The sequence below is a fragment of the Pseudomonas sp. QC2 genome, from assembly GCF_002859085.1.
In the GTDB taxonomy this organism is placed as follows: domain Bacteria; phylum Pseudomonadota; class Gammaproteobacteria; order Pseudomonadales; family Pseudomonadaceae; genus Aquipseudomonas; species Aquipseudomonas petroselini.
In genome coordinates this window covers 84,762-111,204 of record NZ_PKKS01000017.1, presented here as the reverse complement: position 1 = coordinate 111,204, position 26,443 = coordinate 84,762, and the positions used below count along the sequence as shown (strand labels likewise).

Genomic DNA, 26,443 nt, shown 5'->3' with positions numbered 1-26,443 from the left:
AAACCGCATTCTACCCACTTTCAGTGACCATCGGGCACAGCCAGCGCTTTGCCGGTCCTAGGGCTGTCGCTATACTGCGCGTCAACTTCACGGACCAAGAGCCGAGCGCAAGTGAACCGGCCCACGCCAGTAAAAACCGATAATTTCTTCCTGCTGATCTTCCGGGCACTGCGCCACCGCCGTGTACCGATCGCATTACGCATCGCCAGCCATAACGTGATCCTGGTCGCCCTGGCCCTGGTGATCTACGCCTGCGTGATGGGTTTGCAGTTCAAGCAGGCCATGCACGAGCAAGCCGATGCCCTGGGCGAGAGCTTGACCACCCAGACCGCCACCTCGGCGACTGAGCTGCTGGTGTCCAACGACATCCTCAGCCTCAACGTGCTGCTCAACAACCTGACCAAGAACCCGCTGGTGGCCCACGCCGCCATCTACAGCGTGGACAACCGGATCATGGCCGAGGCCGGGCAACGCCCGAAAAACGGCTTGCTGGGTGAAGCCGAAGGCCTCTACCAGAGCAACATTACCTTTCAGGATGTGAAGGCCGGCCAACTGCGCATCAGCCTGGACATGCAGCAATTCCAGCAGCCGATGACCATCAGCCTGCAGAGCATGGGGATCCTCAGCGCGATCCTGCTGGCATTGGCCCTGGCCTTGAGCTTACGCCTGGGTCGGCATATTTCCACGCCCTTGATGCAACTGCGTATCTGGCTGCGGGACATTGACGAGCACACACCGGCCACCGACCGCCAGGATGAAATCGGCGACCTCGCCCGCCAGTTACACGCCAGCTTTGCCCCGGAACCCGTGGTGCCTGAAGTTGAGCCGGAGCCGGAGTTCGACGACACCGACTACGAGCAAGAGCCGGAGTTTGAAGTACGCAACCTGCGTGATCCGGGTTTCGACGAGCGCCCTCCGGTGGCGGGCCTCAAGCCTGCGCCGCGCCATGCATTCAAGGCCGAAGAAGACGAGCTGGACGAAGACGATCCCTTTGCCGACCTGCGTGATACGTCCGCCGACAGCAGCGCCATTGCGCCCAAGCCGGCCCCGGTACGCAGCACCGAGCCGCAATACAGTGCAGTGCTCGCCGTACAACTGGGCGCCCAGGACCAACTGCGCCGCCTGCCCCGCGCCCGCCTGACCGAATTGCTGGAACGCTACCGTGACTGCCTCGACCAGGCTGCTTCGCTGTACCAGAGCGAACTGCATACCCTGAACGATGGCAGCACGTTGATGCTGTTCCACAGCGAAGACAGCGGCGAAGACTACCTGACCAACGCGATTTGCTGCGGCGAGCTGCTGCGCGCCCTGGGCCATGAATTGCAGATCGAAGTGGCCGACAGCGGCATCACCCTGCAATTGCAGCTCGGCCTGACGGTAGGCGACGACCTGTTCGGCATGAGCCAGATCGACCTGTTGCTGACCGAAATGGCCCAGGATGCATTGGCCCTCTCACAACACAGCCGCAACCTGCTGCTGGTGGAGCGCAAGATCAGCGAAGACACGCTGATCCGCCAACGCGCGCGCATCCGCCCGATTGCCAGCCCTGAGGGTGCCAGTTGCGTGGAGCGGTTGATGGAGCCGTACCCGTCGATGCTGGAACGGCAGTTGGCGCGGATGCATGAGACCCGCACCAAATAAAACGGTAGAACTCATGTGGGAGGTGGCTTGCCCCCTCCCACATTGGGTCCGCGGCGTGGCTCAAACCGCGCACAAATAAAAAGGCCCGCTGAGTCAGCGGGCCTTTTTTATGCGCGATTCAGATCAGAACCTGAACACTTCCATGTCCGTACGGATCGGCGTAGCCATCGGCATCTTCGGCTTCTGCGGCTCTGCCGGCTTGGCCTGTACCGGGGCGCTCTGCTTGCGGGGCGCCTCGGCAATCGGCGGTTGGTTGGCCAATGGCTTGAGAGCCACCGACAACTGCTGCGCCAAATGCTGCAACAACACGCCCTGTGCCTGGACCTGGGACGCGGTGCTACCGGTGTGTTCTTCCTGCAGGTGCACGATGCGGTTATCGCGTACCTGGCCACGACGGTCGATCAAGCGCCATTGCGCATCGAGGATCGCCGGTTGCGACGTACCGGAGTCGAGCCGGGTAATGGTCAGCAAGACCTGTACATCCGGCGAAAAACCGGCTGGCGCCGGCGCCAGGACCACACGCTGACTGTCCAACTGACCCGCCACCTGGCGCAACATCAGTTGGTTGATGTCGGACGATAAACTGCCCGCCCAACGACCATCGGTGGAACCTTGCAGGCTGCCGTCGTTCTGACGTTGCAGAAGGGTTTCACGTTGCAGGTAGTCGGCGACGACCACCGGGCCCAGCAACACCGCCATGCCGGCAGTCTGCGCAGGTTGAGCTGGACTTCCGCTGTCCAACTGGTACAGCGACACCGGCTGGTGTGTGCTGCAACCCGCCAGGCCCAAAAGGCCAGCGAGCATGAAAATAAAAGGAAGGCGTGGAGCAGTCATCATCCCATCCAGGTGGCTGCCACAAGGCGAACCACAATGTAATACTAAAAATAACCTAAACACGCTCGGCCACGCCGGCGCTGGAAAGGCCATATCATCCGTGAATATGCGCCATGACTCCAGCGCCAAAGCGTCGATCTACGCGTTAAATCGTAGATCGAGGGCTCTAAAACGCGTTAAACCGGCGTTTCCACCAGCAACGCATCCACTCGCTGGAAGCCCCGAGGCAGTTTGTTACCACGCCGACCACGCTCGCCCTTGTAGTGCTCAAGGTCGTCGGGACGCAGTGACAACGTGCGTTTCCCGGCCTGAAGCACCAAGGTCGAGCCTTCCGGGATCACTGCGATGTCGGTCACGTACTCTTCGCGACTGGCCACCCGCTCGCCGGGAATACCAATGATCTTGTTACCCTTACCTTTGCCCAACTGCGGCAAGTCGCTGATTTTGAACACCAACAAACGCCCTTCGGTGGTCACCGACGCCAGCCAGTTGCTCTCACGGTCGTCCACTGGCCGCGGCAGGATCACCTTGGCGTTGTTCGGCAAGCTCAGCAAGGCCTTGCCCGCTTTGTTCTTGGCCTGCAGGTCTTCACCCTTGACCACAAAACCGTAACCCGCGTCGGAGGCGATCACGTAAAGCGCGTCGTCGTCCGGCAGCAGCACACATTCAAAATTCGCCCCCGGCGGCGGCGTAAGCCGCCCCGTCAACGGCTCGCCCTGGCCCCGTGCCGATGGCAAGGTGTGGGCCGGCACCGAATAACTGCGTCCGGTGGAGTCAATAAACACCGCAAACTGGTTGGAACGCCCGGCGGCAGCGGTCTTGAACCCGTCACCCGCCTTGTACGACAAACCAGTGGCGTCAATATCATGCCCCTTGGCGGAACGAACCCAACCCTTTTCCGACAGAACGACGGTAATTTTCTCGTTCGGCAGCAGCTCGGTTTCGGTCAGCGCTTTCGCCTCTGCACGCTGCACGATCGGCGAACGGCGGTCATCGCCATAGGTTTCGGCGTCTTTGATCAGCTCGCTGCGCACCAGCTTCTTGAGCTTGGCTTCGCTGCCCAACAGCGCTTGCAGCTTGGCTTGTTCCTTGAGCAACGCGTCCTGTTCGTCACGCAGCTTCATTTCTTCCAGTCGCGCCAATTGGCGCAAGCGGGTGTCGAGGATGTAGTCAGCCTGGATTTCGCTCAGCTCGAAACGCGCGATCAGCTCGGCTTTCGGGTGCTCGGCGGTACGAATGATGTGGATCACTTCGTCCAGGTTGAGGTAGGCGATCAGCAAGCCGTCCAACAGGTGCAAGCGGCGCTCAACCTTATCCAGACGGAATTGCAGGCGGCGGCGCACGGTATTGATCCGGAACTCCAGCCACTCCACCAGCAGGTTGCGCAGGTTTTTCAGCTGCGGCTTACCGTCCAGGCCGATGATATTGACGTTGACCCGGTAGCTGGACTCCAGCTCAGTGCTGGCAAACAGGTGTTGCATCAGCACTTCGTGGTCGACCCGGCTGTTGGTCGGGATGATCACGATGCGGCATGGGTTTTCGTGGTCGGACTCGTCACGCAGGTCGGCGACCTGCGGCAGTTTCGACGGTTTGGCCTGCATCAACGCGGCGATCTGCTCCAGCACCTTGGCGCCCGACACCTGGTGCGGCAGCGCGGTGACGATAATGTCGCCATCCTCGATGTGGTACACGGCACGCATGCGCACCGAGCCTTTGCCGGTTTCGTACATCTTCAGCAGGTCGGCACGCGGCGTGATGATTTCCGCTTCGGTCGGGTAGTCCGGGCCCTGGATGTGCTCGCAGAGTTGCTCCACCGTGGCCTTTGGTTCATCAAGCAAACGCACGCAGGCCGTGGCGACTTCCCGCAGGTTGTGCGGTGGTACATCGGTGGCCATACCGACGGCGATACCGGTGGTGCCATTGAGCAGGATATTCGGCAAACGTGCCGGCAACACCAGCGGTTCGTCGAGAGTGCCGTCAAAGTTCGGCCCCCAGTCCGCAGTGCCCTGCCCCAGCTCGCTCAGCAGTACTTCCGAGTAACGCGACAGACGCGCTTCGGTGTAACGCATCGCGGCGAAGGACTTTGGATCATCCGGCGCACCCCAGTTGCCCTGGCCGTCCACCAGCGTGTAGCGGTAGCTGAACGGCTGGGCCATCAGCACCATGGCTTCGTAGCACGCCGAGTCGCCGTGGGGGTGGAACTTACCGAGCACGTCACCGACGGTACGCGCCGATTTCTTGTGCTTGGAATCGGCGTCCAGGCCCAACTCACTCATGGCGTAGATAATGCGCCGCTGTACAGGCTTCAGGCCGTCGCCGATATGCGGCAGGGCACGGTCCATGATCACGTACATGGAGTAGTTGAGGTAGGCATTTTCGGTGAAGTCAGCCAGCGACCGGCGTTCTACGCCGTCTAAGCTGTCTGCGAGGATGTCACTCATGCGGGCCTCATCATTGTTTGGTAAGGCGCAGCGGAACTGCCGCTGCACCGGGTCAATTCAAAAAAAGCGGGGCTCATGGCTGGGCGCTCCAGCCGCCGGCAGGGGCGGCGAAACGATAGACCACGGGGCGTTTTTCACCATCGGCGCGGGCGCCGAAATTATTGTCGATACCCAGCCAGGCACCCTCGGCATCCACCACCAGGGCTTCGGCCAGGCCATAGGCTTGGGGGTAACGCCGCTCGGGCGTCAACGTCTCATCGGCAAACGACCAGCACAGTTCGACCTTGGCCGTGGCCGCATCGCGCCGGCATATCTGGAACGCATTGCGCTCAAGGGTGAACAGCTTGCCGTTGAACAGCGCCAGGTCGGCGAAGTCCTTGGACACCGCCTTGGCATTGGGGAACTTGGCCGGCTGCACTTCCTGGCCGGCCTCGCTCAACAACACACACGGACCGTCACAGTCCCACAGGCTTTGCGGACGCTTGATCGAAATCAGCCCGCGTCGCTCACGCTCGGCCGCCAACCACATCTGATTGCCTTCGGGGTTGATCGCCAGGCCTTCAAACAACGCGTTGAAGTGCAGCAACATGCCGCTCGCCCGGGCCTCCCTGACCATGCTCGGGGCAATCTTCAACCACTGCGGCGCACCGGTCACCGGCACTTGCAGCACCGCCGCATGGGCTTCACTGACGATGTAGCGGTTGCCGGCGGCGTCGCAGGTGATGCCTTCGAAATCCAGGTCGCCACCGCGAATCAACGAGGCGGCTTTGGTGCGCGAACGCAAGCCCCAAGGCAGCCCGGACTCCGGCACCGGCGGCACGTCGATCTTGACCGTTTCGGCTTGCCAGGTCGGCGCGCTGATATCCAGGCGGTAGATCTGGTCGTCATCACGGTCGGAGACTGTCCACAATGCCTGGCCACACAGCGCCAGGCCCGACAGGTTTCCGCCGCGCATGCCGTCCACCGGGTGTTCGGACACCAGCTTGAGCTCAGCCACGGGCGCGGCAACCACGTGGGTGGTCACCAGCCCGCTCACTATCAGGATCGCCAGGGCGAAACCTGTGCGCATCAGCCCAGAACCTCAGCCAGGTTGCCTTTGGATTCCAGCCAGGACTTGCGGTCCGGCGCGCGCTTCTTCGCCAGCAGCATGTCCATCATTTCCGAGGTGGCGGCGAAGTCATCCAGGGTCAACTGCACCAGGCGCCGGGTGTTCGGGTCCATGGTGGTTTCGCGCAGTTGCGGCGGGTTCATTTCACCCAGGCCTTTGAATCGCGTGACCTGTGGCTTGCCGCGTTTTTTCTCGGCCACCAGGCGGTCGAGAATGCCGTCACGCTCGGCCTCGTCCAGGGCGTAGAAAATCTCTTTGCCCAGGTCGATGCGGTACAGCGGCGGCATCGCGACGTAGACGTGACCGGCATCCACCAACGGGCGGAAATGCTGGACGAACAGCGCGCACAACAAGGTGGCGATGTGCAGGCCGTCGGAGTCGGCGTCGGCGAGGATGCAGATTTTTCCGTAACGCAGCTGACTCATGTCCGCCGCGCCTGGATCAACGCCAATGGCCACGGCGATGTTGTGCACTTCCTGGCTGGCCAGGACTTCGCTGCCGTCGACTTCCCAGGTATTGAGGATCTTGCCGCGCAACGGCAGGATCGCCTGGAATTCTTTGTCCCGCGCTTGTTTGGCGGAACCGCCGGCGGAATCACCTTCCACCAGAAACAGCTCGGAGCGCATCGGGTCCTGCCCGGCGCAATCAGCCAGCTTGCCGGGCAGCGCCGGGCCCTGGGTGATGCGCTTGCGCTCGACCTTCTTGCTGGCTTTCAAACGACGGCCGGCGTTGTTGATCGCCAGCTCGGCCAGGGCCAGGCCCAATTCCGGGTGCTCGTTGAGCCACAGGCTGAAGGCATCCTTGACCACACCGGAAACAAACGCCGCCGCCTCACGGGACGACAGGCGCTCTTTGGTCTGGCCAGAGAACTGCGGCTCCTGCATTTTCATCGACAGCACGAACGCAATGCGCTCCCACACGTCTTCCGGCGCCAGCTTCACGCCACGCGGCAAGAGGCTGCGGTATTCGCAGAATTCGCGCATGGCATCCAGCAAACCTTGGCGCAAACCGTTGACGTGGGTGCCCCCCTGGGCGGTAGGGATCAGGTTGACGTAGCTTTCCTGCACGCTGTCGCCGCCTTCCGGCAACCACAGCAGCGCCCAGTCGACTGCTTCTTTATTACCGGCCAGGCTGCCGCAGAACGGCTCGTTGGGCAGGCGTTCAAAATCGCTGACGGAGTCTTCCAGGTAGGAGCGCAGGCCGTCTTCGTAGTGCCACTCGACCTTCTCGTTCGTGCCTTTGTCTTCAAAGGTCACCAGCAGGCCCGGGCACAGCACGGCCTTGGCCTTGAGCACGTGCTTGAGGCGGCTGATGGAGAATTTCGGTGAATCGAAGTATTTCGGGTCCGGAGCAAAGTACACGCTGGTGCCGGTATTGCGCTTGCCAACGGTGCCGATCACCTGCAGGTCGGTGGCTTTATAGCCATCGGCAAAGGTCATCTCGTACTCGTTGCCGTCGCGCTTGACCTTGACCCGCACGTGGTTGGACAGGGCGTTGACCACGGAAATACCCACACCGTGCAAGCCACCGGAGAACTGGTAGTTCTTATTGGAGAACTTGCCGCCGGCGTGCAGCTTGGTGAGGATCAGCTCAACGCCCGACACCCCCTCTTCCGGGTGAATGTCCACCGGCATGCCGCGACCATCGTCGGACACTTCCAGGGAGTGGTCAGCGTGAAGGATGACATGCACCGATTTGGCGTGCCCGGCCAAGGCTTCGTCGACGCTGTTGTCGATGACTTCCTGGGCAAGGTGGTTCGGCCGACTGGTGTCGGTGTACATGCCGGGGCGTTTGCGCACCGGGTCGAGGCCCGAGAGGACTTCGATGGCGTCGGCGTTATAAGAGCTAGCGCTGGGAGTGGCCATGGGGTCTCGTCGTGAGTCGTTCGATTAAATAATGACCTGCGATTCTTACAATGAAGAAAAATCGAAGGATTGATACTGATCTGCGCCAATGCCGGCAAAGCTCAACATGGCCGGTAATTGCTGGGCGAACCCCTGGTACCCATGGTCGCCGCCGGCCTGGATGCGCAAGGCACAGGCCCGGTAATACTGCTGGGCGAGGCGATAATCCAGTGTTTCATCGCCGGTCTGCAACCACACCTGATAACGCGCGGCGTCCTGGGGAGCCGGTACTTCCAACTCAGCCAGCGCCGTGACGTGGTCGTGGGTCAGTTCCCAGGTTTCATCGGTGTAGAGGTTCTTCTGGGTGCCCAGGTAACCGTCGAACATCCGATGAGGGCTGACCGCCGGGTTCACCAGCAACGCCTTGAGGCCATGGCGTTCGGCAAGATGGGTTGCATAGTAGCCGCCGAGTGAGCTGCCGACTAGCAGTGGCCGCCCCAGTTCGGCGATAGCCGCTTCCAACTGAGGAATCGCCTGACGGGGATGGTGATGCAGGGCCGGTACGCGCAGTTGCTCGGCCAGGCCAAGGTTGTCCATCACGGTGATCAGCTGGCTGGCCTTGTTGGACGCCGGCGCGCTGTTGAAACCGTGGATATACAGGATCGAAGCGGACATGCCGGGCTCTCCATGACTCAGCCAAAGAGGCGCAGTTTACAGGGATCCAAGCCTTGTGTGATGACCTCAGCCTTCAATACACCGAAGATCCAATGTGGGAGGGGGCTTGCTCCCGATAGCGGTGGGTCAGCCAGCCTATGTATTGCCTGACACCCCGCTATCGGGAGCAAGCCCCCTCCCACATTTTTGATCGGTGTTTACAGCTTTTAGTAGCCGTTGCTGCCGTAGTCCACGGTAAATTCGAAGTCTTGGACGCGCTCCACCCCCGTCTCCAACCGTCCGTCGGCATGCAGGCGCAGCCAGCGATACCCCGGCGCTTGCTCACTGACCTTGAAATCCTCGCTGCCCGGCGCGAACTGGATGCAGGTGGACGGCGACGCCAGCAGGCGCACGCCGTCACGCTCGCGATCGATCTCCTGATGCACGTGACCCCAAAGTACCGCGCGCACGTGGGGGAAACGATCGAGCACGGCAAACAGGGCTTCAGGGTTGCGCAGGCCAATCGGCTCCATCCAGGCGCAACCGATGGACACCGGATGATGGTGGAAGCACACAAGGTGGTGAAGGTTCGGCGCTTCGCTCAGGGCCTGGGCGAGCAGTTGCAGTTGGCTGTCCTGAAGGTAACCGGGCACCGAACCGGGTACAGCGGAGTCCAGCAGGGTGATGCGCCAATGACCGATATCGACTACCGGCTCCAGAAAATCGCTGTGCACGGCAGCATAGGCCATGATCTGCGGCTCATCGTGGTTACCAGGAATCCAGCGCGTTGGGGCGCCGATGGGTGCAGTCATATCGCGAAACTGCTGATACGACTCCAGTGTGCCGTCCTGGGAAAGATCCCCCGTGGCCAGCACCAGGTCGATCCGCGGCTGCTGCGCGCGCGCCAACTCAATCACCCTTTGCAGGCTGTCACGGGTGTTCATGCCCAGCAACGTGCCGTCGCCCTTGGCAAACAGATGGCTGTCGGACAGTTGCACCAGCAACGCTGAACCGTCGGGGTTCACAGTGGATACGCTCGGCAAGGCGCTCTCCCAAGGCAATCACAGTAAAGGGTCGTTTGGCGTGATTATGCTGGGGCAGGACACAAAGGGGAAACCCAGGAAGCAGACGCAGTTCACATCTACCGCACAGCTTCGAACTCATGGCCCAGGGCCAGGCAGTGGCTCAACCATTCACCGAGGAACACATTGAGCTGTGCTTTCTCATCGGGTTGGTGCATGAACACGTTAGGGTAAGGATAGATGCTGCGGAAGCGTCGCGCATGTTCGGCGCTGATCACTTCGGCCATCCGCGCATCGTGGTACACCTGTACTTCCAGCTGCGGCACCGGCAGCCACGGCAGGCTGTGTTCCTGGCGCACGCGCAGGGTGGTGGTGTAGGGGCAATTGACGATGACTTCCAGGGCCAGCACGCCGAGCATCTGGTCGCCATGGGTGACGCCGATGCGCCGCGCCTCGGGGGCGTGGCGCATGTCGGGGAGCAGGCGCATCAGCCGCGCATAGTTGGCCTCGCACGCCGCTTGCAGCCCGATCAGGTCGACTCGATAACGTTCCCGTGCCTTTACTGCCATAACCCCCTCACTTCCGCGCGATTAAGCGCAAGCCATTGCAGGGCGATAATGCTGGCTGCGTTGGAAATTTTGCCGTCACGCACCGCTTGCAGGGCGTCTTCGAAGGCCCATGCGGTGACGCGGATATCTTCAGCTTCTTCTTCCAATCCATGGACGCCACCCGCGCCCGAGCTGTCGCAACGGCCTAGGTACAAATGCACGAATTCAGTACTGCCACCGGGCGATGGAAAATATTTAGTGATCGGCCACAGCGCGGAGAATGTAAGCCCAGCTTCCTCCTCGGCTTCGCGGTGTGCAACCTCCTCGGGCTCTTCGTCCTTGTCGATCAGGCCTGCGACCATTTCCACCAGCCACGGGTTGTCGGTGCGGCCCATGGCGCCGACGCGAAACTGCTCGATCAACACCACTTCATCGCGCTGCGGGTCGTAGGGCAGCACGCACACAGCGTCGTGACGAACGAAGACTTCCCGATTGATCACCCGGCTCATGTCGCCATCGAATTTCTCGTGGCGCAGCTGCACACGGTCAAGCTTATAGAAGCCCTTGTAGGCATTTTCGCGCTGAACAATCTCGATCTTGCTCGGCGTCGATTTTGCAAAGTCCGTCATGTCCCATCCTCGTTTAGCCTGCGCAATGGGCGCCATCCTAACGCGCTCCTGCACCTTGGCGCAGCCCCTTTCCGGTTGCCGGGATAGACGGCGGGCGTCAAACACACTCTAATCAGCTTAGTGGCGAACTGACTGCCGTGCTGGCAGTCGAAGCTGCACAAATTTCGCTCTTATCGATAGACGAAGGACTTACATGTCGCTTTTAAAAATCGCCTCCGTGGCCTGCATCGCATTGACCCTCGGCGCTTGCCAGAGCCTGTTCCAACCGAGCTTCAAGACCCCGCTGGAAGCCACTCGCGACGCCACCGAGCAAAGCAAGCCAGGCTGCGCCAGCGCCGACTGCCCGCTGGTGAATATCGACACGGTGCACTTTGCCAAGGAGCCCAAGCTCGATGCGCTGATCGAACAGCGCCTGCTGGAAATGACCAGCACCAGCCCTAACGACCCGCTGCCGACCAGCCTTGACACCTACCGAGAGCAATTCCTGCGCACCGCCGCCCCGCGTAACAGCATGTACTTGCAGGCCAAGGTACGTGAGCAGCATGACGGCTTGGTGATCATCGAGCTGTCCAGTTACCTGGACCAGGGCGCCACCCACGGCGAGCCTGGCCGTGCCTTCATCAACTATTCGCGCCAGCAACAAAAAGCCCTGACCCTGACCGATATGCTGTTACCCGGCAAGGAAGACGCGTTCTGGAAAGCCGCCCAAGTGGCACACAACAGCTGGCTGATCAGCACCCGCCTGAGCCTGGAGCCGGAGTATGTGAAGACCTACCCCTTCCAGAAAACCCCAAACGTGGCGCTGACCTATGGTGGCGTGATCCTCAAGTACCCCACCAGCACCATCGCGCCGTATGCCCTGGGCCATGTCGAGTTGCAGATCCCCTACTCGCGCCTCGATGGCATCCTCAGGCCTGAGCTGGTGCCGGCGCGCCGCTGAAGGCCCGCCCCAGGATGAGCTGCAACAGCCCTGCCAGCACCAGCGCCGGCAGGGTCGCGCCGATGTCCGGATACAGATTGGCCAGCAGGTGGTAAGTCGCGATGCCACCCAGCCAGGCCAACAACGCCGGCCAACGCAGAGCGGCGATCGCCCCTCGGCCACGGCGACGCAAGATGAAGTGATCCACCAACACCACGCCAAACAGCGGCGCAAACACCGAACCGATCAGCAGCAGGAAGTTCTGGTACTGGGCCAACGGCGCCAAACAGGCGATCAGGGTGCAGATCACACCGATGGCCAGTGCCAGGTGCTCAACCTTCAAGCGCAACAGAATCCCGCTGGACACCGCCGCCGAGTGGATATCGGCAAAGGCGTTTTCCGACTCATCCAACAGGATCAGCAACAGCGGAATGCCCAGGCCCGCACCGGCCAAGGCCAGCAATAGCGCATTCACCTCACCGCTCGGCGCGAACGCCAGGGTGTAGGCCACGCCCAGGCTCATCAGCCAGAAGTTACCGATAAAGAAGCCCAACGCCGTCCCTCCAAACACGCTTTTTGCGCGCGTGCCGAAGCGTGAGTAATCGGCAATCAGCGGCAGCCATGAGAGCGGCATGGCGATGGCGATATCAAAGCCCACCGCGAACGGCATCGAACCGTCACCGGCCTGGGCCCAGAGAGCGGCGAGGTCCGCCTTGGCGAACAGGTTCCAGGTCAGCCACAGGCAGGCGGCGAGCAGCAGCCAGATACCCCATTTGCGCAGGATCTGGCGCACGAAGGTCAGTGGACCGCTGACCGCCAACAGGGTCGCCAGGCCGCCAAAAAACAGGGTCCACATCAATGGGCTGGCCAGCAGGCTACTGTCGCTGAACGCCCGCGTGCCCAACAGACTGGCCGCGTCGCGCATCACGATGATTTCGAAAGAGCCCCAGCCGATCAGCTGCAGCAGGTTGAGCAGTGCCGGCAGGCTCGCCCCCTTGGCGCCCAGGCTGAGCTTGAGCGCGGCCATGGCGGACAGGCCGGTATCACTGCCGATCACGCCGACGGCGGCCAGCAGCAGCACGCCGACCAGGGTACCAAGCAAAATCGCCAGCAACGAACCGGACAGCCCCAGGCCCGGCGCGAGTAACGCGCCGGTCTGCAGGACCATCAGGCCGATGCCGAGGGAGAACCATAGGGAGAACAGGTCGCGGGCGCCGAAGACGCGTTTGTCAGCGGGAACCGCGATGTCCGGGGAATAGGTGCTGGGTTGAATGCTCAAGGGGGTTATCTCTGAGGAATATTGTTGTAAGCCCTTGTGGCGAGGGAGCTTGCTCCCGCTGGGTGGCGAAGCCGCCCCACAACCGGCAACCGAAGCGTGTCAGTAAAAACACCCTTGCAGGCAGGGGGAGTGCTGTGCACTCCAACGGGAGCAAGCTCCCTCGCCACAGGTCTAGGGTCAGACCTTTTTGTACAGCTGACTGCCTTCCTGCTTGAACCGCTCCGCCTGTTCGGCCAAGCCCTTGGCCACCTCCACGTCCACCGCTTCAATCCGTTGGTTGGCCGCGTATTCACGCACTTCCTGGGTGATTTTCATCGAGCAGAACTTCGGCCCGCACATCGAGCAGAAATGCGCGACCTTTGCCGAGTCCTTCGGCAGGGTTTCATCGTGATACGAACGCGCGGTGTCCGGGTCCAGGCCGAGGTTGAACTGGTCTTCCCAGCGGAACTCGAAGCGTGCCTTGCTCAAGGCGTTATCGCGGATCTGCGCGCCCGGATGGCCTTTCGCGAGGTCAGCCGCGTGGGCAGCGATCTTGTAGGTGATGATCCCGGTCTTCACGTCATCCTTGTTCGGCAGGCCCAAGTGTTCCTTGGGCGTGACGTAGCAAAGCATGGCGCAACCGAACCAGCCGATCATCGCCGCACCGATGCCGGAGGTGATGTGGTCGTAGCCCGGCGCGATGTCGGTGGTCAGCGGGCCGAGGGTGTAGAACGGCGCTTCGTCACAGCACTCGAGCTGCTTGTCCATGTTCTCCTTGATCAACTGCATCGGCACGTGGCCAGGGCCTTCGATCATGGTTTGCACGTCGTGCTTCCACGCGATCTTGGTCAGTTCGCCCAAGGTTTCCAGCTCGCCGAACTGCGCAGCGTCGTTGGCGTCGGCAATCGAGCCAGGGCGCAGGCCGTCACCGAGGGAGAAGCTGACGTCGTAAGCCTTCATGATTTCGCAGATTTCGTCGAAATGCGTGTAGGTGAAGTTCTCTTTGTGATGCGCCAGGCACCACTTGGCCATGATCGAACCGCCACGGGACACGATGCCGGTGACGCGCTTGGCGGTCAGCGGCACATAGCGCAACAGCACGCCGGCGTGGATGGTGAAGTAGTCGACGCCCTGCTCGGCCTGCTCGATCAGGGTGTCGCGGAACAGCTCCCAGGTCAGGTCCTCGGCGGCGCCGCCGACTTTTTCCAGGGCCTGGTAGATCGGCACGGTGCCGATTGGCACGGGCGAGTTACGGATGATCCACTCGCGGGTTTCATGGATGTGCTTGCCGGTGGACAGGTCCATCACCGTGTCCGAGCCCCAGCGAATGCCCCAGGTGAGTTTCGCCACTTCTTCTTCGATGGACGAACCCAGGGCGCTGTTGCCGATGTTGCCGTTGATCTTCACCAGGAAGTTACGGCCGATGATCATCGGTTCCAGTTCGGTGTGGTTGATGTTGGCCGGGATGATCGCGCGGCCACGGGCGATTTCTTCGCGCACGAATTCAGGGGTGATGATTTTCGGCACGCTGGCGCCGAAGCTATGGCCGGCGTGTTGCTGGTCGAGCAGGCCGCTGGCGCGGGCTTCTTCCAGCTTCATGTTTTCGCGGATGGCGACGTATTCCATCTCGGCGGTGATGATGCCTTTGCGTGCGTAGTGCATCTGCGTGACGTTGGCACCGGCCTTGGCGCGGCGCGGGTTTTTCACGTGGGCGAAGCGCAGGGCGGTCAGTTCGGCGTCGCTGAGGCGCTGTTGGCCAAAATGCGAGCTGAGGCCGGACAGGCGCTCGGTGTCACCACGCACTTCGATCCACGGCGAGCGCACATCGCCCAGGCCTTTGCGCACATCGATGATCACATTCGGGTCGGTGTACGGGCCGGAGGTGTCATAGACCACCACGGGGGCGTTGATTTCACCGCCGAAGTCGGTAGGGGTGACGTCCAGGCTGATTTCGCGCATCGGCACGCGGATGTCCGGGCGAGTGCCCTGCACGTAGATTTTTTGCGAGCGGGTAAACGGCTGCACGGAACCGGAGTCGACCTTGGCCGATTCACTCAAGTGCACGGTGTTTTTCAGTTTTGTACTTTTTATTTCTGTGCTCATCACGGGCTCTCCAACTATCCAGGCGGTGGATTTTTGTCGGAGCGAACCTGTGACGGATGGACGCACTGAAACCAGTGCTGTGCTATGCACGAGGGCTATTCGATGGTCGAACAGCATCCCGGACGAAGCACAAGAGGACTCGCCGGGTGACGAGAAATCTTGTTCCCTACGCAGGCGCTAACCTGATCAGGTTCAACGGGATCCGGTATTTACCGATCTCAGCCTTCCAACAAGGCACCCCGACAAGAACGCGGCCAGTCTAGACCATGCCATGGGGAAATTGCCAATGGCGGTGCATTCAGCGTGATGAATGGCTCTTTTGCAGGATTGTTGTGTGGTGATCGCGCCACTACACTCGGTGACTGCTCAAGCCCTTGACGCTAGGCGTTCGCCGCCTTAGCCTTGAGCGCCAAATTACAATCGTAATATTCAAACTAGGGATCGCCTCATGCTGCGCAAACTTTCACTGGCTCTCGCCGTGTCTTGTGCGACCAACGGAATGGTCTGGGCAGCTGAAGCGCCCTTGTCCGCCAAAACTGACTTGGTCAGCGTCTACCAGGAAGCGGTGGACAACAACGCCGACCTGGCCGCTGCCCGCGCCCAGTACGGCGCGCAAAAAGAAGTGGTGCCCCAGGCCCGTGCCGGGCTGCTGCCCAACCTGTCGGGCGGTGCCGATATCAACAACGTGCGCACCCAGATCGACACCCCGGCCGCCACCGCCAACCGCGATGCGCATTCCTGGCGCGCGACCTTGAGCCAGCCGCTGTTCCGCGCCGACCGCTGGTTCCAGTTGCAGGCTGCCGAGGCCACCAACGAACAGGCCGCGCTGCAATTGTCGGCCACGGAACAAAACCTGATCCTGCAAAGCGCCGAAAGCTACTTTGCCGTGCTGCGCGCCCAAGACAACCTGGCCTCGACCAAGGCCGAAGAAAACGCCTTCAAGCGCCAGCTGGACCAGTCCAACGAGCGCTTTGACGTGGGCCTGTCGGACAAGACCGACGTGCTGCAATCCCAAGCCAGCTACGACACTGCCCGTGCCAATCGGATCCTGGCCCAGCGCCAAGTGGAAGACGCCTTTGAAGCACTGATCACCCTGACCAACCGCCAGTACAACTCGATCCAGGGCATTGTCCACACGCTGCCGGTGCTACCGCCGCTGCCAAACGACGCCAAGGCCTGGGTTGAAACCGCCGGCCGCCAGAACCTTAACCTGCTCGCCAGCAACTACGCCGTTACCGCCGCCGAAGAAACCCTCAAGCAGCGCAAGGCCGGGCATGCCCCGACGCTCGACGCAGTGGCGCAATATGAAAAAGGCGATAACGACGCCCTTGGTTTCAGCAACCCGAATGCCTTCGGCACCCCCTATCGCGGCGATGTGGAACAACGCACCATCGGCCTGCGCCTGAACATCCCGCTCTACAGCGGTGGGCTGACCAGTTCACAAGTGCGTGAATCCTACTCGCGCCTGGGCCAGACCGAGCAACAGCGCGAAGGCCTGCGCCGCCAGGTGGTGGAAAACACCCGCAACCTGCACCGTGCGGTGAACACCGATGTGGAACAGGTACAGGCACGCCGCCAGTCGATCATCTCCAACCAGAGCGCGGTGGAAGCCACGGAAATCGGTTACCAGGTGGGGACGCGCAACATCGTCGACGTCTTGGATTCCCAACGCCAGCTCTACGCATCGGTGCGCAACTACAACAACAGCCGCTATGACTACATCCTCGACAACCTGCGCTTGAAGCAGGCGGCGGGCACCTTGAACCCAGGTGACCTGCAGGACTTGGCGCGCTACCTCAAGGCTGACTACAACCCCGACCGCGACTTCCTGCCGCCGGACCTGGCCAAGGCGGCGGCCGAACAGCTCAAGGCCCGCCCCGCCAACTGAATCCACTGCAAACCCATGTGGGAGGGGGCTTGCCCCCGATAGCAGAGTGTCAGGCACTGTATAGGTGACTGATCTACCGCCATCGGGGGCAAGCCCCCTCCCACATTTGGTTAGGTGGTGATTCAGTTAGCTAGCAGTCGACCTAAACCATCCAGTAAACGCCTCAACGCGCCCTGGTTGGCCTGCATCACCTTGAGCCCCGCCTGCGCCATCTTGCGGGCATCCTGCGGCAGTTCGAACAACTGCCGTACGGCCTCAGCCAATCCTTCAGCGTCCTCCACTTCTCGCAACGCACCCGCTTCACGCATCATCGCGGTGATTTCGAGGAAGTTGAACACGTGGGGGCCCATCATCACCGGCTTGGCCAGCGCGGCCGGCTCCAGCGGGTTATGCCCACCGGTCGCCACCAGGCTACCGCCGACAAAGGCGCTGTCGGCCAAGGCATAGAGAAACAGCAGCTCGCCCATGGTGTCGCCGAGCAACACCGAAGTGCCCGCCGTGACCGGCTCGCCGCTGGAACGACGCACCGTGGTAAAACCTTGCTGCTCACACAGTTCGAACATCGGGCCGAAGCGTTCCTGGTGACGCGGCACCAGGATCAGCAGCGCGTTAGGATAGCTTTCGAGCAGTTGACGATGGGCGGCCAGCACCACTTCATCTTCACCTTCATGGGTGCTGGCGGCGATCCACACCGGACGCTCGCTGGCGCCCCATTGCTCGCGCAACGCCGCCGCACGCACCGGTAACTGGGGGTCGATGGTCAGGTCGAACTTGATCGAGCCGGTGACTTCAACGGTTTCCGGTCGGGCGCCGAGGCTCAGGAAGCGCTGGGCTTCGGTCTGCGTCTGCACGGCGAACAAGCTCATCTCAGACAGCATCGGCGCCGTCAGCTTGGCAAAGCGCGCGTAGCCCTTGGCCGAGCGCGCCGACAACCGCGCATTCGCCAATGCCACCGGAATGCCGCGCTGGGCGCAGGCGTGGATATGGTTGGGCCACAGCTCGGTTTCCATGATCACCGCCAGTTTCGGCTGCACACGATCAAGGAAACGCTTGGCGGCGCACGGCAAGTCATAGGGCAAGTAGCAGTGCTGAATTCGAGGTTCATTGGCAAACAGTGCCTGGATGCGCTCGGAACCGGTCGGCGTCATGCAGGTAACGGTGATCGGCAACGTCGGATAGCGTTCCAGCAACCCGCGCACCATCGGCGCGGCAGCGATGCTTTCGCCCACCGATACCGCATGCACCCAGATCCCGCCCGGCCGCATCACCGGCAAGCCATAGGAGAAGCGCTCGCCAACGCGCTTGGCGTAGGCCGGCGCCTTGCGCGCGCGCAGCCACAGACGTAACGCCACCAAGGGCAGCGCCAGGTAAAACAGACAGCTGTAGAGAGTTCTATTCATGGCGGCGGAGTTTATCGGCTTTTTCAGTCGATCGCCTGCAAGCACTCGGCAAATCGTTTGGCCAGGAAGCGCGCGGCGGGCCCCAGATGCTCGTCGCGCCGCCACACCAGCTCCACCACCAGGGCCGGCGGGGTCCATTCGCTGTCCAGTTCCACCATCTGTTGCTGATAGGTCGGGTACTGCACGATATGCCGGGGCAGCCAGGCCCAGCCCAGCCCACTCATCAACCATTCGGCCAGCACGTAGAAACTGTCGGCACGCCACACCAGCGGACTGGCCGCTTCGCTGCCGGGGTAGACACTGGTCTGGGTCGACATCAGCAACTGCCGGAACTGCGCCAGGCGCTGGCAGGTCACGTACGTTTCCTTGGCCAGCGGGTGATTAACGCCGCACACGGTGACCATCTCCACGCTGCCGACCACCCGCCGCTCGAGGGCTTCGGGGATCTGGTCGTGGTAGAACAGCAAGCCTAAATCAGCCTGGCGCTCCACCAGTTTGCGCGCCACATCGCCCTGGGCCGCGCTGGACAGTTGCACCTCCAGCAACGGGTATTGCACGGCCAGTGCCTCCAGGCTATCGAGCACCGGCTGGAACAACATCGCTTCATCCTGGGCCAGGCGCAGGCAAGCCTCCTCGCCGCGTGTCAATGACAGCGCCCGGCCATTGAGCCGCTCGCACTGGCGCAGCACTTCGCGCGCTTCCTCCAGCAACACACTGCCGGCTTCGGTCAGCCGCGGCTGGCGGCCGCTGCTACGCTCGAACAGGCTCACGCCCAGGTCCGTCTCCAGCATCGCAATCGCGTTACTGACCGCCGATTGGGCCTTGCGCTGCTGGCGCGCTACCGCCGAAAACGAACGCTGCTCGGCGACGCTGACAAACAGGCGCATCTGCTCCAGATCCCATTGCACGCTCATGGCTCAACCCATCTCTAATTCGGATAGGTAATGACTTTACCCCATCTGATTGAAGGCTAGAATGCCAGCCTTATCTGATTGCATTACCCCGAGGATTGACCCATGAACGCCGCTTACTGCTACCTGGCCATTGCCATCTGCTCGGAAGTGATCGCCACCGTTTCCATGAAAGCCATCAAGGGCTGGAGCACGCCGATCCCACTGCTGCTGGTGATCGTCGGCTACGGCGTGGCGTTCTGGATGCTGACGCTGGTCGTGCGCACGGTGCCGGTGGGCGTGGCCTACGCGGTGTGGGCCGGGATGGGCATTGTGATGGTGAGCATCGCGGCGCTGTTTATCTACGGGCAGAAGCTGGATATTCCGGCGATGCTGGGGATGGGCCTGATTGTGCTGGGCGTGGTAGTGATTCAGTTGTTCTCGAAAACCGCCGGGCACTGACCACCTCTCAACAGCCTGTATACTGCGCCTCTTGTCTTGAACACTGAGGTCGCCCATGCCATCCGTTATTTCCACCGACGTTCTGATTGTCGGCGCCGGGGTTGCCGGCCTCTGGCTGAATGCGCGCCTGCGCCGCCAGGGGTTTTCCACGGTGGTGGTGGAAAGCGCCACCTTGGGGGGCGGGCAAAGCGTGAAGTCCCAGGGGATTATTCACGGCGGTGCGAAATACGCCCTGCACGGCGCGCTCACCGGCGCTTCCGAAGCCATTGCCGATATGCCGCGCCGCTGGCGTGAAGCGTTGGCGGGCAGTGGCGAGCTGGACCTGTCCGGCGTGCGCTTGCTGTCCGAAGCGCATTACCTGTGGTCCCCCGGCACCCTCGCCGGCAACCTCACCAGTTTTTTCGCCAGCAAGGCCGTGCGCGGCCGTGTCGACCAGGTCAAGGGCGACGACCTGCCCCCGGCCCTGCAAGACCGCCGCTTCAAGGGCAAGGTCTATCGCCTGGCGGAGCTGGTCATCGATGTGCCGAGCCTGATTGATCGCCTGGCGCAACTGGCCGGCGATGGTTTGCTTGCCGGGCAACACATCGAACCGTTGCGCGAAGGCGACGCACTGGTAGGCCTGAAGGTCGACGGTCGCGAGATCCGCGCCCAGCGCATCGTGCTGAGTGCCGGCGCCGGCACGGCTGATCTGCTGTCCGCGCTGGGCCTGAGCCAGCCGGCCATGCAGACGCGCCCCTTGCACATGATCATCGCCAAAGGCCCCGGCCTGAAACCGCTGTACGCGCACTGCCTGGGCGGCGGCACCAAGCCGCGCATCACCGTCACCACGCACCCGGCGGCGGATGGCAACTGGGTCTGGTACATGGGCGGCGACATCGCCGAGGCCGATGGCGTGGCCCGCACACCGCAGGAACAGATCGCCACGGCCCAGAAAGAGCTGGCGCAATTGCTGCCGTGGATCGACATGAGCCAGACCCAATGGGCCACGCTGCGCGTCGACCGTGCCGAGCCGCTGCAATCGGGCCTGAGCCGCCCCGACAACGCCTTCCTCGCCGAGCAAGACCGCCTGCTCGTGGGCTGGCCGACCAAACTGGCGTTGGCACCGGACTTCGCTGATCGCGTCATCGGCAGCCTTGAACGTGACGGCATCCGCCCAAGCGCCAGCGAGCCGTTGCCCGACCTGCCAAAACCCGCCATGGGCGTACCTGCCTGGGAGCAACTGTTGCCATGAGCCTACCCACCCTGCACGACCTGCATCGCCCCCTGGGCAGCACCGGCCTGTTGGTCTCGCCGCTGGGCCTGGGCACCGTGAAGCTGGGGCGCGACCAAGGGGTCAAATACCCCAGTGGCTTCCAGATTCCCGGTGACGACGAAGCCCGCATGCTGTTGCGCCAGGCTCGCGAACTGGGGATCAACCTGATCGATACCGCGCCGGCCTATGGCATGAGCGAGGAACGCCTGGGACCGCTGCTGCGTGACCAGCGCAAGGACTGGGTGATTGTCAGCAAGGTCGGTGAAGAGTTCGAGAATGGCGCGTCCAGCCACGACTTCAGCGCCGCTCACACGCGGATGTCCATCGAGCGCAGCTTGAAACGACTTGAAACTGATTTTATCGACCTGGTGCTGGTGCACTCCGACGGCAACGACCTGCACATCCTCAACGACTGCGAGGTGTACGACACGCTGGCGGCGCTGAAGCAGGAAGGTAAGATCCGTGGTTTCGGCTTCTCCGGGAAAACCGTCGAGGGCGGCGTGAAGGCTCTGGAACAGGGCGATTGCGCCATGGTCACCTACAATCTGAACGAACAGGCCGAGAAAGCCGTCATTGAGTATGCAGCGGCACACGGCAAGGGCATCCTGGTGAAAAAAGCCCTGGCAAGCGGTCACGTGTGCCTGGAGCCGGGAATGGATCCAATTCGTGCCAGTTTCATGTTGTTGTTTGCGCAAACGGGCGTCGCCAGTGCTATTGTCGGGACCATTAATCCGCTGCACCTGGCCCATAACGTGGCGACCGCTGCCCAAGTCATTCGTCAACTCTGATGCCGCCGACGCGGCCGACCCCGTCGCAAGAAGGAGCCGACATGCCGCGAACGCTCATAAGAAAAAACCCCAGCAACTTTAAAACACTGCCGCTGCACGTCGAAGCCACCCCCGAAGGCCTGAGCTATCAGAGCGTTGGCATGCCGCTCAACTTTGCCCAGACCCTGCAAAGACGCAAGCCGGTGGAGGTGGCCGACCCCGAGCGTTTCGCCCTGGAACTGGCCAACCTCGGCGTGTCGGTGCGCCTCACCCTGCATTGGCAAAACAAGGACTACTGGGTGCTGGTGCGCCAGCGCCGGCAGGACCGTGGCGACGTGGTGCTCAAGCTGATCTCCGGCTACGTGCCCGCCCATGAACTGAACCTGCCGCTGCACACCGCCATCCAGGAAATCGCCGAAGAATGCCTGCTGGAGACCCCGGAAGGCTGGCTCAGCGGGCGCTTCAACGACACGTGGCTGCCGGCGCCCTACTCGGCCGCGCTGCATTACCGCGAAGCCCTGCCCTTTCGCCTCAGCCCGCTGTCCGGTGCAGCCCGCCCGGTTCGATGCGCCACCACGCAGTTGATCGAACGCCCGCGCGCCTATGTGCACTTGCCCACCGCATCGCTGCAATTGATTTACGACCTGCGTCTTGAAGTCCCCAAGGAAGCCAAATCCCTGAGTTTGTTCCATGTGGACGAGCGCCTGGAAGGCGACCAACTGGTTGCCCGCCTCGACCGTCAGCGCCCCGACCTGTACCTGATGCCGCTGAAAGACGGCCAACCCCAGGCTGAGCTCTACACGGTCAAGAAAGACCAGCTGTACCCAGCAAGCACGCGGGGTTTGTACCTGGCGGAAAGCTTCGCCCAGCAGGAAGGCTGGCTGGTGCGTGAGGAGCGGATTCGCTGGAAGGATTGGCTGCGTCAGCAAGGCCTGGCAGCGCCTGAGAAAGAATCGAAACTAAAGCGCCTGGCCCAGCGGGTACTGCGCAAGATCGTGCCGAAGAAAAAAGCCAAGGGCTGAATCAGACTGTAGTGAGCGGGCTCGCCCCGCGCCGGGTGGCGAAGCCGCCCCAACAGGGCCGCCTCATTGTGTCAGGCACACCGCGTTGTGAGGTTTGGGGTGGCTGCGCCACCCAGCGCAAGGCAAGCTCGCTCACTACACATCGTGTCAGCCGTTGAGCAAGCGATGGTTATTCGCCCGTGAGGGGATTGGCTACGCAAACCAAGGGCTAAGGACTGTAGTGAGCGGGCTTGCCCCGCGCTGGGTGGCGAAGCCGCCCCAACAGGGCCGCCTCATTGTATCAGGTACACCGCGTTGCCGGGTTTGGGGTGGCTGCGCCACCCAGCGCGAGGCAAGCTCGCTCACTACACATCGTCTCAGCCGTTGAGCAAGCGCTGGTTATTCGCCCGTGAGGGGATTGGCTACGCAAACCAAGGGCTAAGGACTGTAGTGAGCGGGCTTGCCCCGCGCCGGGTGGCGAAGCCGCCCCAACAGGGCCGCCTCATTGTGTCAGGCACACTGCGTTGTTGGGTTTGGGGTGGCTTCGCCACCCAGCGCGGGGCAAGCCCGCTCACTACACATCGTGCCAGCCGTTGAGCAAGCGCTGGTTATTCGCCCGTGAGGGGATTGGCTACGCAAACCAAGGGCTAAGGACTGTAGTGAGCGGGCTTGCCCCGCGCCGGGTGGCGAAGCCGCCCCAACAGGACCGCCTCATTGTGTCAGGCACACGGCGTTGTGAGGTTTGGGGTGGCTGCGCCACCCAGCGCGGGGCAAGCCCGCTCACTACACATCGTGTCAGCCGTTGAGCAAGCGCTGGTTATTCGCCCGTGAGGGGATTGGCTACGCAAACCACGGGCTAAGGACTGTAGTGAGCGGGCTTGCCCCGCGCTGGGTGGCGAAGCCGCCCCAACAGGGCCGCCTCATTGTGTCAGGTACACCGCGTTGCCGGGTTTGGGGTGGCTGCGCCACCCAGCGCGAGGCAAGCCCGCTCACTACACATCGCGTCAGCCGTTGAGCAAGCGATGGTTATTCGCCCGTGAGGGGATTGGCTACGCAAACCAAGGGCTAAGGACTGTAGTGAGCGGGCTTGCCCCGCGCTGGGTGGCGAAGCCGCCCCAACAGGGCCGCCTCATTGTGTCAGGCACACCGCGTTGTCGGGTTTGGGGTGGCTTCGCCACCCAGCGCGAGGCAAGCTCGCTCACTACACATTGCGTCAGCCGTTGAGCAAGCGTTCCAGTCCGACCTTCAACGGGGTGGGCTCGGGCAGCGTGAAGCTCGCCAGCAAGCGCTGGTTATTCGCCCGCGAGTGGCGGATATCACCAGAGCGCGCCGGCCCGTAAGTGATAGTCGGCAATGTGCCCACCACTTCTTCCAAAGCCTGCAACACTTGCTTGAGCGTAGTGGTGCGGTTCCAACCCACATTGATTGCGCCCAGCGGCGCAGCTGGCGCTTCGATGGCCTGCACCAGCACATCCACCAGGTCTTCCACGTACATGAAGTCACGGGTTTGCTCGCCATCGCCAAACACGGCAATCGGCACGCCCTGCTGCACGCGCTCGCTGAAGATACTGATCACGCCGGAGTACGGCGATGAAGGATCCTGGCGTGGCCCGAAGATATTAAAGAAGCGGAAGATCACCGGCTCCAGACCGTGCTGGCGGCGGTAGAAGTCGAAGTAGTGCTCGCTGGCCAACTTATCGGACGCATAGGGCGTCAACGGCGCCTTGGTGGTCTCTTCGTCAATCGAAGCACCCTCGCCGTTGTTGCCATACACCGCAGCGCTGGAGGCATACACCACGCGTTTGACGCCTGCTTTGCGCATGGCTTCGCAGACATTCAAGGTGCCGACGAAATTGCTCTGGTGCGTGCTGACCGGGTCATCCACTGACGCCTGCACCGAGGCCACGGCCGCCAGGTGCACCACAGCCGTTGCGCCGACGGCAGCACGGGCTACCAAATCGGCATCGGCCACATCACCTTCCAGCAGTTCGACGCGCGGATCGTGCAACGGCAAGTTACTGCGCTTGCCGGTGGACAGGTTGTCCAGCACCCGCACGCCGTAGCCCTTGGCAAGCAGCGCATCGACCAGGTGCGAGCCGATAAAACCGGCGCCGCCGGTGATAAGAACCTGCTTACTCATTGTTGCGGATCTTCTCGACAATGGCGGTGGTCGAGCTGTTCTCGACCAAGCCCAGTACTTTGACCTTGCCACCGTAGGCACTGACGATATCTGCCCCCACGACCTGGTCGACGGAATAATCGCCGCCTTTGACCAGCACATCCGGCTTGACCTGGGCCAGCAGGTTTTCCGGGGTCGCTTCCGGGAAGCTGATCACCCAGTCTACCGCGCCCAGGCCAGCCAGCACGGCCATGCGCCGGTCGACACTGTTGATCGGGCGGCCAGGGCCTTTCAGGCGGCTCACCGAAGCGTCGTCGTTGACCGCAACGATCAGGCGATCGCCTTGGGCACGCGCTTGTTCAAGGTAAGTCACGTGACCGGCGTGCAGGATGTCGAAGCAGCCGTTGGTGAACACAATGCTTTCGTTGTGGGCACGCGCATCGTCAATCGCCAGCAGCAGTTGCTCGATGGTCAGCACACCACGTTCCGAACCTTCGGAACGCTGGATCGCACGGCGCAATTCAGGCGCGCTGATCGCGGCGGTACCCAACTTGCCCACCACGATGCCCGCCGCCAGGTTGGCCAGGGCCACGGCGTGGGGCAGTTCTTCACCCGCCGCAATCGAGGCGGCCAGGGTGGAAATCACGGTGTCGCCAGCGCCGGTGACGTCGAACACTTCACGGGCCCGTGCTGGCAAGTGCATGGCCGGGTGGCCGGGGCGCAGCAAAGTCATGCCGTGCTCACCACGGGTCACCAGCAAGGCGCCCAGGTCGAGGTCGGCCATCAGCGCCGCGCCCTTGGTCACCAGGTCGTGCTCATCGGCGCAACCGCCGACGATGGCTTCGAACTCGCTGAGATTAGGCGTGATCAGGCTGGCTCCACGATAAATCGAGAAGTCCTTGCCCTTGGGATCGGCCAATACCGGGATGCCCTTGGCCTTGGCGGCCTGGATCAGTTCCTGGTGGTTCTTCAAGGCGCCTTTGCCGTAGTCCGACAACACCAGCACCTTGACGCCTTCGAGCAACTCGTCGACCTGACCGTTCAGGGCCAGGGCGTCGGTGGCGAAGGGTTCTTCAAAATCGATACGCAGCAATTGCTGGTGACGGCTCATGACCCGCAGCTTGACGATGGTCGGCTGGTGGGCAATGCGCTGGAACAGTGCGCGCACGCCAGCACCGCGCAAGCTGTTGGCCAGGCTTTCGGCGGCTTCGTCGTCGCCGGTCACACCGACCAGGGAGGCCGGGGCGCCGAGGGCGGCAATATTAAGGGCAACGTTGGCAGCGCCACCTGGACGGTCTTCGATTTGCTCGACCTTGACTACCGGTACCGGCGCCTCAGGGGAAATCCGTGAGGTACCGCCATGCCAGTAACGGTCGAGCATGACATCGCCGACCACCAAGACAGGGGCTTGATCGAATCGCGGCATGGACAACTTCATGGAGCAACCCACATACAAAATGAACAGGGGCGCGATATTAGCACAGGGTTACAGGAGGCTTGTGGAGCAGTGAATCCGCTGAGGGTCAAATGGGGGAGCGGGCTTGCTGTGGTGAGGGGCGGGGCAAGGATTCGACGGGCCCCTCCCGGCGGGTACATTGAAGATCCAATGGGGCTGCTTCGCAGCCCAGCGCGGGGCAAGCCCGCTCACTACAGGAAGCCCGCA

The 26,443-nt window shown here is 62.2% G+C and carries 21 protein-coding genes and 1 riboswitch; of the genes, 7 read left to right on the top strand and 14 right to left on the bottom strand.

Annotated elements, in window-relative coordinates:
• The first annotated feature begins 111 nt into the window (after positions 1-111).
• Entirely contained in the window at positions 112-1,641 is a 1,530-nt protein-coding gene (locus QCBJ_RS15060) for an AhpA/YtjB family protein (protein ID WP_046033921.1), read from the top strand.
• 123 nt (positions 1,642-1,764) lie between these two features.
• On the opposite strand, the gene QCBJ_RS15055 is transcribed toward QCBJ_RS15060, so the two are convergent.
• From QCBJ_RS15055 to QCBJ_RS15015, 8 genes are all read right to left on the bottom strand, one after another.
• On the bottom strand, positions 1,765-2,475 hold the full coding sequence (locus QCBJ_RS15055) for a membrane integrity-associated transporter subunit PqiC (RefSeq protein WP_043204688.1): 711 nt from the start codon (positions 2,473-2,475) through the stop codon (positions 1,765-1,767).
• Positions 2,476-2,651: 176 nt separating this feature from the next.
• Complete coding sequence (parC, locus tag QCBJ_RS15050) at positions 2,652-4,916, bottom strand: DNA topoisomerase IV subunit A (protein ID WP_012721898.1); 2,265 nt, start codon at positions 4,914-4,916, stop codon at positions 2,652-2,654.
• A gap of 73 nt (positions 4,917-4,989) precedes the next feature.
• Positions 4,990-5,985: an esterase-like activity of phytase family protein gene (locus QCBJ_RS15045; RefSeq protein ID WP_012721897.1), complete on the bottom strand. Its 996-nt coding sequence runs from the start codon at positions 5,983-5,985 to the stop codon at positions 4,990-4,992.
• A complete protein-coding gene (gene parE / locus QCBJ_RS15040; RefSeq protein WP_046033920.1) occupies positions 5,985-7,889 on the bottom strand; it encodes a DNA topoisomerase IV subunit B in 1,905 nt (634 codons plus the stop codon). Before parE ends, QCBJ_RS15045 begins: the two co-directional genes overlap by 1 nt.
• A 45-nt stretch (positions 7,890-7,934) precedes the next feature.
• The gene (locus QCBJ_RS15035; protein ID WP_064053993.1) at positions 7,935-8,543 is read right to left on the bottom strand and encodes a YqiA/YcfP family alpha/beta fold hydrolase; all 609 of its coding nucleotides are present in this window, start codon (positions 8,541-8,543) and stop codon (positions 7,935-7,937) included.
• A gap of 206 nt (positions 8,544-8,749) precedes the next feature.
• Positions 8,750-9,565 (bottom strand): 3',5'-cyclic-AMP phosphodiesterase, encoded by an 816-nt coding sequence (gene cpdA / locus QCBJ_RS15030; RefSeq protein WP_102061178.1) that lies wholly within the window; start codon positions 9,563-9,565, stop codon positions 8,750-8,752.
• Between the two features lie 98 nt (positions 9,566-9,663).
• Positions 9,664-10,113, bottom strand: a complete 450-nt coding sequence (locus QCBJ_RS15020; protein ID WP_012721893.1) for a DUF1249 domain-containing protein — start codon at positions 10,111-10,113, stop codon at positions 9,664-9,666.
• On the bottom strand, positions 10,104-10,721 hold the full coding sequence (locus QCBJ_RS15015; protein ID WP_012721892.1) for an NUDIX domain-containing protein: 618 nt from the start codon (positions 10,719-10,721) through the stop codon (positions 10,104-10,106). The genes QCBJ_RS15020 and QCBJ_RS15015 overlap by 10 nt, the downstream gene beginning before the upstream one ends.
• 193 nt (positions 10,722-10,914) lie before the next feature.
• Between QCBJ_RS15015 and QCBJ_RS15010 the strand changes: the two genes are divergently transcribed.
• On the top strand, positions 10,915-11,661 hold the full coding sequence (locus QCBJ_RS15010) for an RsiV family protein (RefSeq protein ID WP_064053995.1): 747 nt from the start codon (positions 10,915-10,917) through the stop codon (positions 11,659-11,661).
• On the opposite strand, the gene cytX is transcribed toward QCBJ_RS15010, so the two are convergent.
• Positions 11,630-12,919 (bottom strand): putative hydroxymethylpyrimidine transporter CytX, encoded by a 1,290-nt coding sequence (cytX, locus tag QCBJ_RS15005; protein WP_093542835.1) that lies wholly within the window; start codon positions 12,917-12,919, stop codon positions 11,630-11,632. The two genes, QCBJ_RS15010 and cytX, sit on opposite strands and share 32 nt — an antisense overlap.
• Positions 12,920-13,096: 177 nt before the next feature.
• Positions 13,097-15,001: a phosphomethylpyrimidine synthase ThiC gene (gene thiC, locus QCBJ_RS15000; RefSeq protein WP_012721889.1), complete on the bottom strand. Its 1,905-nt coding sequence runs from the start codon at positions 14,999-15,001 to the stop codon at positions 13,097-13,099.
• Positions 15,002-15,147: 146 nt separating this feature from the next.
• Positions 15,148-15,253: riboswitch (TPP riboswitch) on the bottom strand.
• A 196-nt stretch (positions 15,254-15,449) separates the two neighbouring features.
• Between thiC and QCBJ_RS14995 the strand changes: the two genes are divergently transcribed.
• Entirely contained in the window at positions 15,450-16,889 is a 1,440-nt protein-coding gene (locus QCBJ_RS14995) for a TolC family outer membrane protein (RefSeq protein ID WP_012721888.1), read from the top strand.
• A gap of 122 nt (positions 16,890-17,011) precedes the next feature.
• On the opposite strand, the gene waaA is transcribed toward QCBJ_RS14995, so the two are convergent.
• Both waaA and QCBJ_RS14985 read right to left on the bottom strand, forming a co-directional pair.
• On the bottom strand, positions 17,012-18,289 hold the full coding sequence (waaA, locus tag QCBJ_RS14990; RefSeq protein WP_102061130.1) for a lipid IV(A) 3-deoxy-D-manno-octulosonic acid transferase: 1,278 nt from the start codon (positions 18,287-18,289) through the stop codon (positions 17,012-17,014).
• A gap of 23 nt (positions 18,290-18,312) precedes the next feature.
• Positions 18,313-19,203 carry a LysR family transcriptional regulator gene (locus QCBJ_RS14985; RefSeq protein ID WP_012721886.1) on the bottom strand — a complete coding sequence of 297 codons (891 nt, stop codon included), beginning with the start codon at positions 19,201-19,203 and terminating at the stop codon, positions 18,313-18,315.
• 102 nt (positions 19,204-19,305) lie between these two features.
• Here QCBJ_RS14985 and QCBJ_RS14980 point away from each other — a divergent pair, with 102 nt between their 5' ends.
• Genes QCBJ_RS14980 through QCBJ_RS14965 form a run of 4 tightly spaced genes read left to right on the top strand, consistent with a single transcriptional unit; the run spans position 19,306 to position 22,682 of the window.
• Entirely contained in the window at positions 19,306-19,641 is a 336-nt protein-coding gene (locus tag QCBJ_RS14980) for a multidrug efflux SMR transporter (protein WP_012721885.1), read from the top strand.
• Positions 19,642-19,696: 55 nt separating this feature from the next.
• Positions 19,697-20,872 (top strand): FAD-binding oxidoreductase, encoded by a 1,176-nt coding sequence (locus tag QCBJ_RS14975; RefSeq protein ID WP_093542837.1) that lies wholly within the window; start codon positions 19,697-19,699, stop codon positions 20,870-20,872.
• Entirely contained in the window at positions 20,869-21,681 is an 813-nt protein-coding gene (locus QCBJ_RS14970) for an aldo/keto reductase (RefSeq protein ID WP_012721883.1), read from the top strand. The genes QCBJ_RS14975 and QCBJ_RS14970 overlap by 4 nt, the downstream gene beginning before the upstream one ends.
• A gap of 41 nt (positions 21,682-21,722) precedes the next feature.
• Positions 21,723-22,682 carry a hypothetical protein gene (locus QCBJ_RS14965; protein ID WP_012721882.1) on the top strand — a complete coding sequence of 320 codons (960 nt, stop codon included), beginning with the start codon at positions 21,723-21,725 and terminating at the stop codon, positions 22,680-22,682.
• 1,192 nt (positions 22,683-23,874) lie between these two features.
• Here the strand turns inward: QCBJ_RS14965 and QCBJ_RS14960 are convergent.
• Positions 23,875-24,801, bottom strand: coding sequence for an NAD-dependent epimerase/dehydratase family protein (locus QCBJ_RS14960; RefSeq protein WP_012721881.1), 927 nt, complete (start codon positions 24,799-24,801; stop codon positions 23,875-23,877).
• Positions 24,794-26,218, bottom strand: a complete 1,425-nt coding sequence (gene hldE, locus QCBJ_RS14955) for a bifunctional D-glycero-beta-D-manno-heptose-7-phosphate kinase/D-glycero-beta-D-manno-heptose 1-phosphate adenylyltransferase HldE (RefSeq protein ID WP_012721880.1) — start codon at positions 26,216-26,218, stop codon at positions 24,794-24,796. Before hldE ends, QCBJ_RS14960 begins: the two co-directional genes overlap by 8 nt.
• Positions 26,219-26,443 lie beyond the last annotated feature (225 nt).